This window comes from Verrucomicrobiia bacterium, assembly GCA_036405135.1.
Lineage (GTDB): Bacteria > Verrucomicrobiota > Verrucomicrobiia > Limisphaerales > JAEYXS01 > JAEYXS01.
Window position 1 is genome coordinate 27837 of record DASWYF010000038.1, and the last position, 15620, is coordinate 43456.

Consider the following 15620-nt stretch of genomic DNA (forward strand, 5'->3'; position numbering starts at 1 on the left):
AGGCAAAACAAACATGTTGTTTAAAAAGTTTATGTCACCACGTAGTTGTCAGTCCCAACCTTTGGCGGCTGGATGGCAGGGATGGATGCTGTTCCTCTGCTTTCTGACAGCGGTGTTGCCGGTTTCCACGGCCCGCGCCCAGACGAGTGTTAACAATAACATTTCTGGAGCCATCGAACTCGAAGGTAATTTTGGAACAACCACAGGGTCTATCCAGACAGGCGACAATAGGGAAGGTGGCCCGATGCCTCCAGTCGAACCGAACCATGCAGGTGTCGGCGGCAATAAATCGGTATGGTATTACTGGCGTGCGCCTTTCACCGGCAGTGTTACATTCACCACGCACAGCTCAGGAACCACTTTCAATTCGGTTCTGGCTGTTTATGTTTCCAGCGCCGTTCCGGCATCTGTACCGTATTTTCCACCTAATGGTCCTTTGACGGCCACCGTGGCTTCCAATGATGACGTAGTCGCTACCGGTCCTGCTCCGGGCAGTTATGTTCGTTTCAATGCAACGGTTGGCGTCAACTACTTCATTGCCGTTGATATCAACACTTTGGATGCCAGCTCACCCCGAAATTTTACGCTCTCGTGGGGACCTACTCCATCGAATGATGACTTCGCCACTCCGCAAAATCTGGGGAGCGCAGGCTCCGGATTCGTGCAGGGTACCAATACCCTGTATTCTTTCGAGGCGAACGAACCGTCGAACGGCAACGTGACTACGCCCCGCCATTCGGCTTGGTATCTTTGGACGGCACCCGCCAATGGCCCGGTCACTTTCTCCACGGATGCCGGTTCCGCGCTTACCACCTTCAATACCACGCTCGCTGTGTTCACCGGTGTAGACTTTACTTCGCCTTTGGCGGTGGTGGATCAAGATGATAATACTGGTCTTAACAACAGCAGCGTCGTCAACTTCAATGCGACAGCGGGAACGCAATATCGCATCGTGGTGGATGGTGCCAACAATTCGACCGGATTGTTTGCGATGTATTGGTCGCAAGGAACGGCGGCCACGCCAAACAATGACAATTTTGCGAACGCACAGTTGTTGACCGGGGCAGGTGGCACCCGATTCAGCAACAACTTCAATTCTACTGTGGAAGCTGGGGAACCGGCCCATGCCGGTTTAGCTCCCGCTACCACTGTGTGGTATCGCTGGCTGGCACCAAGTTCCGGCAAAGTGGTATTCTCCACCTTCACCCCCAGTGCGGAAACGACGTTTGATACGGTGCTGGCGGTATATCAAGGGACGACTCTGAGTGGCTTGCGCACAATCGTTTCCAATAACGATTATGCCGCCCAGTTGAGTCCCCAAAGTTTCTTGGAGTTTGAGGCGACCGCCGGACAGCTCTATTATATCGCCGTGGGCGGACGCACCTCCAGTTCCACCGGCTTTTTCCGGCTGAACTACAGCTTGGGTGGTTATGCCGGTACCTTTGGCTTCACGCAAAGTGTCTATGAAGCGAACGAGAACGAAGGAACGGCGGCGGCGAACAGCAACATGCGCCCGCACGATATTCCGGGTGCGCGCATTACGATCACGCGCCGGGATGGCTACAGCGGCAGGATGATTGTCAAATACCGGGTGTTGGACACGGCCACGGCAACGAACGGTCTGCATTATTCCTTCCCGGCAACCGATCCGACCTCGGAGGATACGGCTGGCGGCTTTGCCTTCAGGACCTACACCAATTCCGTGATTTTCGATGACTGGCAGACCAGCGCAAGTTTTCTGGTGGTCCCGGCAAACAATGGAAGCCCGAGCGGCCAAGATTTTAATCAGGGAGTTGACCCTACGGTGGGTTTTGCCATTGTCAGTGTCACCCCTGCACCAGGTGAATCCCCCCTGATCATTCCGCCCTCCGTGGATGTGTTCCGTAATACTTCCCGCCTGGAGATCTACGATGATGATACCTTGGCGAACATTGAAAAAGTTCACCTTCAGGTGAGTGAGTCTCAGACCCAGGCTACGGTGCGCGTGTTCCGCCGGACTAACCCAGCGGGAAATGCTACCCGATATCAGATCAACGGTAATCACCATACCTACCGCAACAGTCCAAACAACGCTGCTGCTCCGGCGAACAACGCCTTTTCTTTGTCTGCCGGTTCTGATTACGCGAAACCCAGCACTCCTAACACCATCCCTGATATCGATTTCACCACGACCGCCGGCGTCATCGACTGGCAAGCTGTAGGCGTTCAAACAGATATCAATATTCCCCTCAATAACGATTTGTTGGTCGAGTTCAACGAGGATTTCCGTTTCGACCTTTGGAATAATACGGCTGGTGGTGAGGCCCGCACATGGGGGCAAACGGATCATTGCTATGTCACCATCGTGACGGATGACAGCATTACGGCTGAACAGGCGGCTGGCGCAGTAGATCCCTCCTACAACCGGGATTACTTCAACCTGACCACGCCTCCTTTCAACCCGACTCCGGGTGCCAATGACATGGTGCATGCCGTGGCTGTTGACAGCAATCAACAGGCGATCGTCGGTGGTGACTTTACCGCTGTCAATTCAGATACCCGGTTCCCTCGCTTGGCGCGCATGACGGCTGCTGGCGTGGTTGATCCGGCTTTTAACGTTGGCACGGGCCCTAATTCATCGGTTTTGGCGATCAAGACGTCTGGAACCTCCGTGTTCATCGCCGGTAAATTCACGTCTTACAATTCCATCCAGCGCAAAGGCGTCGCCAAGATTCTGCCTTCAGGTGCCATTGACGGTTCATTCAATCCTCAAGCTGCGGTAGCCGATCCGTTTGCCACGCCGATCCGGGCTATCGATGCCTATCCGGCCGGCACCAATACGGACAGCGGCAAGCTGATCGTGGCCGGTGATTTCACTGAATTCAACGGCGAACAATTGAACCGGATCGCCCGCTTGAATGCCAACGGCACGCTGGATACCGCCTCGTTTAATCCGAATGGCGGCGCCAACGGCCCTATTTATGCGGTGAAAATCATCACCGGAATCAATCCTGCCTTGGAAGGGAAGATACTCGTAGGCGGTGACTTCACCACTTTCGGTGGATTGCCCCGCCGTGGTATTGTCCGTTTGAATTCCAATGGTTCAGTGGACGTGAACTTCAATCCTGGCAACGGTGCCGATGGTATCGTTTACGCGGTCGATTATACTGCGGATGGTGGCGTGATCATCGGCGGTGCCTTCGGCACGGTTGATCTCCGGAGCCGTTCGCGCGTGGCTCGTTTCACCTCCACTGGTGCCTTGGATCAGAACTTTGACATCGGCAGTGGTGCGGATGACACTGTTTACAGCGTGGTGGTGGAACCAGTATCCGATCGCATCCTTTTGGGCGGTCTATTCCGTTCGTTCAACCAAGTGCGTCGTGCGGGCATGGCACGCTTGCTGCCAAATGGCTATCTGGACACCGAATTCATGGAGATCGCTTACAACCACTATGCTGGTTTGCACATGCGCTTTAGTCCCTATGCGGAGGCTAAACCATTCGTCCGTAGCATGGCGTTGCAAGCGGATGGGAATATCATGATCGGTGGTTCCTTCCAGCGGGTGGGTGGCGGTAATCGCAATACGGTGGCAGAGACGCAAAGCCCCACACCTTCGTTGCTTTCTCCTTGGCGCGCGATCCGGGCTGGTGTGGAAGTGCCCATCGTCACGCCCACATGGATTCACCGCGATGACGTCCGTAATCGTTACAACTTTGCACGAGTCATGGGTGGAAACACTCCTGGACCGGGTAACATCGGCTTTACCCAGACGAACTACGCTGCAGATGAAAAGGGTGGCCAATTTTTCATCACCCTCTCCCGTGAAAACACGGCTCCTAATGCACTGAGCGAAGGTTTCGTGTCCTTCAGCACGTTTGATCTGGCACCTGGGCCGGGAGTTGCTGTGGGCGGTTCAGACTACGGAACGACCAACAGCCTGCCACGCTGGCAGAATACTTGGCCGGGAAGTGCGATTGTACGCATGGTGTCTGAATCCCAAACCGGGCCGAATAATAACGTTTTGCAAGCCACCCGTGTTTACGTGGGTATAGTAGATGATGCGGCCATCGAAGGTGATGAGTCATTCCAGGTTCAACTGACCAACCCCAAACCTGATCTGTTGCTGGGCGGCACGATTGGTGGCCGGTCACCTTTCTATTGGTCTTCTTCCGGCATCCTTGAAGGTGAAAACATACCTATCGGTGTAGCATTGGGCCGGACCACGGCCTTGGTGGATGTGATTGATGATGATTTTGAACCGAGCTTCATCGCATTCAAACAGACCAAATACAGCGTCACGGAAAATGGTACGCAAGCAGTCATTGAAGTAGTGCGTTCGGGTAGCACTGCCCGTTCGATCTCGGTGGACTATCTGGCAACCGAGCATCTGGGTGCTGCTTCTCCCGCTCCCTATTTTGAGTATGAGCAAGCTGCCTCCGCCGGTCTGGACTTTACGGGTGTCTCTGGTCGTCTGACCTTCGGGCCAGGCCAGACTTCGGCGACCTTTACGGTCCCGATTTTCAACGATGTCACGGCGGAAGGTGATGAAAGCATCAACCTTTACCTCTTGAACATCAGCCAAGGAAGCAGTTTTGCCACCAGCGCACAGACATTGGATAATACTGTCGATACGGGTACAGAGACCCTGACGGCGATCGCTCACGGATTATACAATGATTCCTTGGTGCGTTTCAGCACTTCAGGCGGTGCTTTGCCGGGAGGTTTGTCTCCCAATATCGATTACTACGTCATCGTGAAGACCCGTGACACGTTCCAAGTCTCCACTTCTCCTGGTGGCACGCCCGTCAATTTGACCTCCAACGGCAACAATGCCCAAGTAAATACCATCCTCAGTTTGGCGCGTTTGGACATTTACGACAATGACTTCTCTGCTGGCGCTTTTCGTTTCAGCACCACTACCCGGTATACGACCTCCGAGAATGGCGGCTCTGTGGTGGTCACGGTGGAACGAACCGGTGGTAACGTCGGTCAGGTGGCGGTTGATTTCCGCACTTTGAACAACACTGCCATCGCCGGGATGGATTATGTGACGAACTTCACCACCCTCACATGGAACAGTCTGGATTCCACCCCCAAGACGATAACCTTGACCATTCTGGACGACTCTGCTGCGGATGGGGTAGACAAGTCGTTCTTGTTGCAGTTGTCCAATGCCCGTCGTCTTTCTGGCTCTGGTGTGGCCCCGCAACTCGCGGGTGTGAATCCGGTTCCAGTGCTGATCCAGGAGAATGACCGGTTTGGCGTCATCGGTTTTGCGCTTAACCAGTTCAATGTGAGCGAAGGTGGTGGCAAGGCATTGATCACGGTGACTCGAAGCAATGGTGTAGCGGGGCAGCAAGCCGTGACGTACACAACTGTGCCTTCTGGTACGGCTCGTCCGGTTTACCGGATGGATGCCTCACTCGCCACGTCAGTGAATGCAGCGGGCAACCGATTGCTCATCACCCGTCATGGGTTGGCCAATGGAACTTTGGTGCGGTTCACTTCCGGCACGCCTCCAGATGGTACGCTTGTGAATGAAGATTATCTCGTGGCCAATGCCACGACGGATGACTTCCAACTGTTGGATGCGGATACAGGTGTCATACTCGACATCGGACTGGCGGCGACCAGTGATACAGCGCAACTGAATGCCTATTACGCGTTTGATGCCAAGAATGCCGCGGTCGTTGTGGATGCTGCAGATGAAATCGTCTATCCGGGACATCCGTTCCAAAATGGTGACCAGATTGAATTCAGCACCGTGATCGTCAATGGTCTCCCGGTGGGCGTGAATTCTGGACAGACATATTATGTTGTCGGCCGTGACAATAACAGTTTTCAGGTGAGCTTCATACCGAATGGAAGCCCGGTTTCCATTGCGCCGTCCACCGCTGTAACGGTATCCGGCACGGCTTACACCGTCATACATGTAAACGATCACTACTATGTCCATACGACTGGGACACTGCTCTTGGATCCGTTGGTGACCAGCACGAACTTCACCGTTGATCTGGTGGACAATCTGGTCCAAAACCCGAACATCAACAGCACATTCAACCGCACGGTCGTGCTACAATTGACGGATTCGGGAGATGCGGGCGGCATCGATGCATCTATTTTGCGCATAGTCGATGACGAGAACATCAATGAACCTGCCGGCGCAGTGGATACCACTTACAATTCGGATGCTGGTCCTGATGGTTTTGTGTATGCCATGGCCCTGTTGAGTGATGAGCGCCTGATCATTGGCGGTGATTTCACCTCTGTGAATGGGTTGGCAAGCGGCCGTCTGGCCCGCCTTAAGACGGATGGCAATCTGGACTCGGGCTTCAATGTAGGCACCGGTGCCAATGATTCGATCCGGTCCATCATCATTCAAGATGACAGCCGGATGCTCATCAGCGGTCTTTTCACCGATTATAACGGTTTGAGCCGGGCGCATGTGGCCCGTGTGAACATTGACGGCACCTTGGATACTTCATTTGATCCGGGTTCAGGGGCCAACAATCCGATTTATGCGTTGGGTCTGGTTCGTTCCGGAAGTCTCAAGGGCAAGGTGATAGTTGGCGGCAGCTTCTCTACGATGGGCGGATTTGCCCGTCCGTATGTGGCCCGTCTGGACACTAACGGTGTGGTGGATCAGACATTCAACACTGGCAGCGGCCCGAATGGGACGGTTTTTGCCACGCTCGTGCAGGATGACGGCAAGGTGATCATCGGCGGCGATTTCACCACGGTTAATCTGAAGCCGGCTCCTTATTTGGCCCGCTTGAACACGGATGGTTCGCTGGATACGAACTTTACGGCGAATATCAATTTCAATGCATCGGTCCGCTCTCTGGCACTGCAGAGCGACGGCAAGATGGTGGTGGGCGGTTACTTCACCGTGACCAACCTGCTCGGTGAAACGAACAGATACATCACCCGTATCAACACAGATGGCAGCAATGACTTCAGCTTTAATCCCGAAGGCGGCGGTGATGCTCCGGTCTTGGCGCTGGCGTTGCAATTGGACGGTAAGATATTGGTGGGTGGCGATTTTCAGAAGTTTTCCAATGTTACACGTCGTCGTCTCACCCGTCTTAACCCGGATGGCACCAAGGACGTGAATATCAATTTCGGCACCGGTGCGAACAATTTCGTTTCCGCACTGCAAGTGCAGCCTTCGGACGGTCGCCTCATCGTGGGCGGCGGTTTCACCCGGTTCAATGATGAGGACAAGAACTATCTTGCCCGCATTTATGGTGGCGTTTTGGGCGGCCGTGGGGCGCTTGAATTCGCTGTGGCGGCCATGACAATCTCCGAGAGTCAGACAAATACTTTGGTGACTGTTCGCCGCACAGGCGGCACGGAAGGAACTGTTCGGGCCAATTATTACAGCCGGACCGGCACCGCCACTGAGGATATAGATTACCTGGCCTTGTCGGTGACGAATGTGGTTGAGTTCGCACCAGGTGAGACAGAGAAGCAAATCTCAGTGGTATTGCTGCCAGACAGTTTGCCTGAGGGCTTGGAAACCCTTGATCTGGTGTTGTCGGCCTTGGATCCGATGGATCCCTTCTATGCTCCTTTGGGCAATCAGCCTGAAACGACTTTGAGCATCGCTGATAATGATAGCGAGATCGCGTTCGGACAGTTGCAGATGAGCGTGTCTGAGAGCGATGCGACGGGCCAGTTGCTTGTGCCTATCATCCGTTCATTTGCGCTTGATGGCACGGTCACCATCCGTTTGGTTTCCAGCAATTTCACGGCCACGGCGGGGACAGACTTTGTGGGGATTAACCAACTGGTCACGTTCCAACCCGGTGAAACCATCAAGAATGTGGCTGTAAATATCCTGCCGGACATCATTGAGGAGGGTAATGAAATCTTCTATCTGCGGCTGGAGAAGAACCCGCTGGATCCCGATGGCCGCATCTCCACGACTGCATTTGAAACGGAGATCACCATCATAGATGATGATTTCTTCCCCGGAACTATCCAGTTCTCGAGCGCCTTGTTCAATGTGGATGAAAACGCCGGTTTCGCATTCCTTACCGTCGTCCGCACTAACGGCAGTTCCGGTCTGGTCACGGTGAACTATACCACCGGTGATGTGAATGACGCCGTGGGCGGTTCGAGTACCAACCCGCCGAACGATTTCCTGCATACCAATGGCTCGATAGCGTTTGCTGATGGCGAAATCATCAAGACGATCCGGGTGCCGATTCTGCCGGACAGCAATACCCAGGAGACCAATGAAATCTTCCAGGTGACTTTGTCCGGCGCCACCGGCGGAGCCTCATTGGGATTCCCCAATCCGACCACGGTTTCCATCGCCAACAACAACTCTGCCGTGTTCGGCACCTTCGTCTTGCAGATCAACCCGACCATCAATGAAGGCGATCCGGCATTGTTGGTTTCCGTGCTGCTGAACAACCGCATTACGAATGCGACCGTGATGGTGGACTATGATACCTTGCCTGGAACGGCGGGAACCAATGATTTCACACCGACGACTGGCCAACTGACCTTCGTGGACGGTGTAAGCAGCAATGGGTTCTTGGTGCCGATCCTGAATGACGGACTGGTGGAATCCAACGAAGTGTTCCAAATCGTGTTACGGAATGCGCAACCTTCAGGGGGACCTTCCATCGGAACACTTTCCAGCAACGTGACCATCGTCAGCACCAACATGCTGGCTGGCACAGTGGTATTTACCCAAGCCCAATATACGGCTGATGAAGGTGCGGGTGTGCTGCAAGTAGTTCTCGCGCGCACAAACGGCTACACTGGCTTGATTGCTGTGGATATCACTTTGAGCGATCTGCAGGCCAAGGGGTACATCAGTGGCTCGCCGGTTGGTTTTGACTACACCAATACCACCACAGTTACACCTATCATCGTGACTTGGAATGACGGGGACATTGACGACAAGACGGTCAACATCCCGTTGATCAATGACAGTGTGGTGGAGGCCGATGAGGGCTTCCGCATCGTATTGAGCAATCCTATCAATGCGATTCTCTCGGATGTTACCAATGCCTTGGGATTCATCTTGGATGATGAGCTGAAATCAGGCGCCGTGGATCCCGTATTCACTGCATCGGCCAATGGTCCGGTTCTCAGCTTGAGCATCCGTCCAGGTGCCAGTCTGGGAGATATCACCCTTGGCGGTGATTTCACCAGACTTGATGCCTTGGCCCGCACGAATGTGGCCCAAGTATCGATTGATGGCACCGCTTACACCGGATTTGATGCCGGCAGTATCACCTTGGGAGGAACTGGTGCGGTGGTGCGTGCCGTATCGGTTTACACCAACGGTAATGATGTGGGGAAAGTTTTGATCGTTGGCCGTTTTGATTCCATTAATGGTGTGCCGCGTAACAACATCGCGCGTTTGAACAATGACGGATCCTTGGACACCACCTTTGACCCGGGCTTGGGTGCCAATGCTCCCATCAACGCCTTGGTGGTCCAAGCGGATGGCCGAATCCTCATCGCCGGTGACTTCAACCGTTATGATACATCCGACCGTAACTTTGTGGCCCGTATCCTGAGCACGGGTGCCATTGATCCGGCATTTGATCCTGTGGCCGGAGCCAATGGGCCGGTCAACGCGCTGGCATTGCAGAGTGATGGGCGGATTGTAGTGGGTGGCGACTTCTCGAAGTTCAATGGCTCGGACAGTCCCCGACTGGCGCGCCTCCTGACATCGGGAGCGATGGACACGGCATTCTCAACGGCATTGGGTAGCGGTTTTGATGGGGCGGTATTCGCGCTGGCCATGCAATCGGATGAGCGCATCTTGGTGGGTGGTGCTTTCACCGTGTTCAATGGTGGCAGTGCACCACGCTTGGCCCGCTTGAACAGCAATGGCACGGCGGATACGGTTGGCTTTACCGGCATCGGAACCGGCTTCAATGATTCTGTGTTTGCCATCACCCTGCAGAATGACCGCAAGATATTGGTGGGTGGCAATTTCACCAGCTTCCAGGGTGTTCCGCAGAACCGTATCATCCGCTTAACGGCAACGGGTGCTCGGGATACGACCATGAACTTCGGCAGCGGGGCCGACAGCTTTGTAAGCAGCATGGTCATCCAGCCCGATGGCAAAGTTGTTATCGGCGGCGGATTCCAGACGTTTGATGGCCAGGTCAGGCCTTACATAGCCCGGGTAAACAACGGCACCAATACGGGGGCGGGCGTGTTGCAGTTCTCGGCGACGGACTTCCCGGTCTACGAGAACGGAGGTTCCGTCACGCTTACAGTGAAGCGCATCCTTGGCTTGGAGAATTCCCTTTCAGTCGAGGTGGCGTTCATTGATGGCACCGCTTATCAAGGCACCAACTACCTGCTGCCTTCCATCCGCACGCTGGACTTCGCGGAAGGTGAAGCGGTGAAGACACTGGTGGTGAACATCCCTGATGACCCGGAGGGTGCCGTGGTCAACCCGGTGCGCCAGTTCACGGTCCGGTTGATTAATGCGACCAACCATGTGACGCATGCCACGGCTGATATCGTCTCCAGTCGTGACTCGGCCACGGTCAGCATCATCGACAACGAAACGGTGATCGGTTTCCAGACCAGCAGTTTTGTGGTGGCTGAGAACGGTTTGAATGCAGTGATCAATTTAGTCCGCACTGGTGGCAGCAATGATCCTGTCACTTTGACGTTCGAGACAGCCTTGGGAACGGCCACAGAGGTTTTGGATTACCTCGCCGTTACCAACACGGTGGTCTGGCTGGCGAACGACATGACGCCTAAGACAATCCTCATACCAGTGGTCGAAGATGCCTTGGTGGAAGGGATAGAAACAGTAAATCTTCAGATATCAGGGTATGGCGGACCGGTGTTGGCGGGCCTCACTAACGCGGTCCTGAGCATTCTGGATAATGATTTCAGTTCCGGTATCATCGCCTTTGAGTCTGCGGCTTACCGCACAATCGAAGGCCAGACTGCTCAGATATCGGTTGTCCGCACAAACGGCAGTTCTGGAATCGTTTCCGCCATGTTGACTGTCAGTAATGCAACGGCACTGGCCGGGTCAGATTATCTCACAACCAATATCCTCGTCACCTTCGCCAATGGTGAAAGCCGCAAGGTGGTGGAAATCAATACGAAGGATGATGCTTTGCAGGATGACGGTGAACACTTCCTCATCCACTTGGGCAATGCCAGCGGCGGAGCTGTCTTGGGACTTTCTGATGCTACGGTCTTCATTGATGACAATGACGTGACCATCGGGTTCACCCAAGCAGCACTGAATGTCACTGAAAGTGATACGACACTGTCCCTCACGGTCACCCGTTCGGGGCTGGACGCGCGGACCTTCATCGTGGATTACACCACGGCGAACATATCGGCCCAAGCTGGTCTGGACTATGTGCAGACTAATGGTGTGGTTGTTTTCGGCCCGAATGAATACAGCAAGGTTCTGGAAGTGCAGGTGAAGGATGACTATATCATCGAAGGACCGGAAAGTTTCCGTGTGCTGTTGAGCGGAACGAACCTGAGCCTGCTGGGCTTCACCCAAACCACGATCAATATCGATGACAATGATCTGGCGACGGATTTGGAGGTGCTGGTCAAGGTCAACAACCCGGTGAAGACCAATACCACCGTGCGTTATTCGTTGCTTGTCACCAACTATGGTCCGAGTGACATCAGCGGTGTGACGCTGACCAATATCCTGCCTGCCTCATTGCAACTCAGCTCGATCAGTGTGACCAATGTGACAACGAACGGCAATGCCTTGATCTTTGACCTGCCCGTGTTGCCCAAGGCATCCGGATATCTGGTTGAAATCGAGGCATTGGACACAAACGGTATCATCCGTTCTGTGACGAACATCGCGGCCATTGGCCTGCCTGCCCTAACCAACGATCTCGATCTGGCAAACAATACTGTGACCAACGTCACGGGATTGCGCGGCCCTGGGCCTTATCTGGCGATTGAATCCCTGAGCATCACCTCGGAGACGCCAGGACCGGCCAACGGTGCGTTTGATCTCAACGAACAGGTGAGCGTGAACGTGACGTTCCGCAACTTGGGCGATGTCGCAAGCACCGCTGCCGCAGTATCTCTCGCGGGCACTGGTGGTGTGGTGACCAATGTGGGACCGCAAAATGCCACCTTGGGCAGTCTGGCTCCGAATGCCTCGGCGGTTCGCAGCTTTACCTTCAACTCCACAGGAACCAATGGCGGTCTGCTCACGCTGACCTTCAACCTGACTGATACGGGTGGCATCAACTACGATCCGGGCATCCTGCGCTACCGCTTGGGCAGCTCGGTTCTGACCGGCTCCACCAACCAGATCGTCATCAATGCGATGGGACCCGCCACACCATATCCTGACCAGGTTGTGGTGTCCGGCATGGTCGGAATTCTCGACAAAATCTCGCTGACTCTCAGCAATCTGTCGCATGACTTCCCGGCGGATATAGACATGTTGCTGGTGAGTCCGATGGGGCAAGGTGTCATCGTGATGTCAGATGCGGGCCAAGGTTTCCGTCTGACGAACGTGACCTTCTCCATCAGTGATCAAGCCACCTTGGTCTTGCCGCAAAGTGCCCGTATCACGAACGGGTTCTCCTATCGTCCGGCTGATTATGATGTTTCGGGTGATTTGGATGACTTCGGTCCTCTCGCACCAGCAGGTCCGCACTTCTCGACGTTGTCCGCCTTCCGTGGCATCGACCCAAATGGTGTATGGCGCCTCTACGTGTATGATGATACGACGGGTGATGCCGGTGTCATATCCAACGGATGGTCCTTGAACATCACCACCGTGTTCCCGGCGAACCCGAGCGCGAATTTGATTGTTACGGGTACGCAGACAGCGGGACCATTGCTGGTGGGGGCTGATCAAACCTACACCTTGTTGGTGACCAACCGCGGTCCGGCCACGGTGAACAGTGTGATGCTCACGAATACCTTCAGCAGCGGCTTCACATTTATCACGGCCAGCAACACAGTTAACGGCACGGTCACGCTGCCGAGCAGCCGCGTGGTCCTCAACCTTGGCACCATGACCAACGGCCAGGTGATCACGAATTATGTGACGGTGCGCCCGACGGCCTCTGGTTCGTTCACGAACATCGCTGTGGTGGGTATCGCCAGCACAGAAACGGATCCGTTCTTGGGCGACAATGCCTTGGTGTTCGCCCAAACGGTGGGTGCCAACGCGGACTTGGCGGTTGGTGTCACTACTACGCCGGTCGGCACTGTGGCTTTGGGTAACAATCTTACCTACAGCGTCACATTGACGAACCTTGGACCTTCTACGGCGACGGGGGTGACACTGACCAATGTGTTGCCTGCTGGTGTCAACTATGTGTCTGGCTCCGCCTCTCAAGGTGTTGTCACCCGTTCCGGCAGTTTGGTCACGGCAACGCTCGGAAATGTCGCCGTGAATGCTACTGTCCAGCTGACCATCGTTGTGACGCCTACGGCAGCAGGCAGCCTGACCAATACGGTCACTGCCGCTTCTACGGTGTCGGACAGCAATGCCGTCAACAATGTTGCGGTGACAACTACTACGGCTGTAACTGATTCGGCCGATCTGGCCATCTCGCTGATTGGCACCCCAAATCCGGTGACGCAGGGCAACAACATCACTTATACCATTGCGCTGACGAACCGCGGTCCGTCTACCGCGACGGGTGTGGTGATCACGAACCCGGTGCCTGCCTCGGTGACGCTGCAATCCTTCACCACGCCGCAAGGCACGGTGGCGAACGTGGGCGGTGCCGTAGTCTTCACCTTGGGCTCCGTGCCCACGGGAACAAACGTGACGATGCAAGTCATAGTGACGGCAAACACGGCGGGCGCGGTGAATAGCACGGCGTTTGTAACCGCCGGGGGCACATTTGATCCGGTGACGGCGAACAATTCATCCACGATTACTATCGCGGTTCAGAATCCTTCGGCGGACATCGACTTGGGAGCCTCCACCTTGCTGAGCGAAAGCATCACTCCCGTGAACGGTGCCATCGATCCGGGTGAGACGGTGACGGTGAGCTTGGAACTGGTGAACAAGGGTGCTCTGTCTACGGGGAATTTGGTGGCCACTTTGTTGCCAACTGGCGGTGTGGTGACCAACAGTCCTCAAGTGCAGACCTACGGTGCCATCGCCTCGGGTGCTGGTGTCGCCCGCAACTTCACCTTCACCGCCAATGGCAACTTGGGTGATACGCTCAGTGTCACGCTGCAGTTGCAAGATGGCGCATCGAATCTGGGAACAGTGACTTTCACCTTCCAATTGGGTGAGACGGAGCGTGTTGGCTCTGCCACGCTTATCGCTGGCGTGGACGTCGGCCCGGCTGTCACCTATCCGTCCGTTATCACTGTGAGCGGTGTTTCAGGGACTATCCTGAAGGCGACGATTACATTGAGCAATGTGTCGCATACCTTCCCGGATGACTTCGACTTGTTGCTGGTCAGCCCGACTGGCCGCAAGGTCTTGCTGATGTCCGATGCGGGCGGTGGCTTCGCGATCAACGGGGTGAATATCACGCTGGATGACAGTGCCGCCGCATCACTGCCAGATTCTGGTACGATCACGGATGGCGTTTACAAGCCGTCCAACTACCTGAACTCGCCAGTGGATCAGGCATCAACCAATGATGTATTTGCCGCTCCGGCACCGGCTGGTCCGTATGCGGCGAGCTTGGCCGACTTGGTTGGCAGCAACCCGAACGGCCAGTGGAGCCTGTATGTGGTCGATGACCAAACCGGCAATATCGGCAGCATCGGTGGCTGGAGCCTGAGCATTGTCACGGTGTCGACGCTGACACCTTCAGCGGATGTTGCTTTGACGGTGATTCGCTCCCCGGAACCGGTCACAGCCCGCTCGAACCTGACCTATACGGTCACTGTGACCAACAGCGGCCCGAACGGAGTTTCCGGTGTGTTGGTCAGCAATTCGCTGCCAGCGGGAGCGCAAGTCGTTTCTTTGGCTACGACCCAAGGCACCATCATCACGAATGGTGCGGGTGCAGTTCTCTGGACGATTGGTTCAATGCCGGCCAATGCCCAGTATCAGGCGGCCATTGTGATCACTCCGGATCTGCCGGGCAGTATCACGAATGTTACCACGGTGACGCATGCCGATCTCGAACTCAATAACGCGAACAATACGGTCACAACGATCTCCACAGTGCAGGGCGTGGCCCTTTCTGGTGGTTCGATCAGCGTGACTCCTGGAAATGTGTCCCTGATGCTGGTCGGCCAGCCGAATGTCACTTACATCGTCGAGGCAACGAGCGACTTTGTGACGTGGGTGGAAGTCAGCCGTCAATCAAGTCCGGATGGCATCATTGTGATCAATGATCCGGCGGGCAGCAGTGGCGGGCTGCGGTTCTACCGCGCGCGCCAGCAGTAAGGCCGATTCTCAACGCCGCCGTGGATACCACGGCGGCGTTTTTGTTTAATGGCATCAGTTTATGCTTGGAGTTCCTTTGGCAATCATTACTTTTGCCGCTGTTCCACATCGAAATTTTTTAAGCGATGCGCTGTCTTTCCATGAAAACATTGCGTAACCGTGCGACCGGATTTTCCCTGGGTTCCTGCCTTGCTTGTTTGCTTGTGCTTGGCCTCGGACTCCATGTTAACGCTCAAGCGGAGGGTGTTCCAAGTGCGGGCTATGCCAGCAAGTG

General features: G+C 55.0%; 1 protein-coding gene. It reads left to right on the plus strand.

Annotated features, from left to right (window positions below; all coding sequences use genetic code 11):
- Nucleotides 1–31 precede the first annotated feature (31 nt).
- Nucleotides 32–15346 carry a Calx-beta domain-containing protein gene (locus VGH19_18755; protein ID HEY1173417.1) on the plus strand — a complete coding sequence of 5105 codons (15315 nt, stop codon included), beginning with the start codon at nt 32–34 and terminating at the stop codon, nt 15344–15346.
- The last annotated feature ends 274 nt before the right edge of the window (nt 15347–15620 follow it).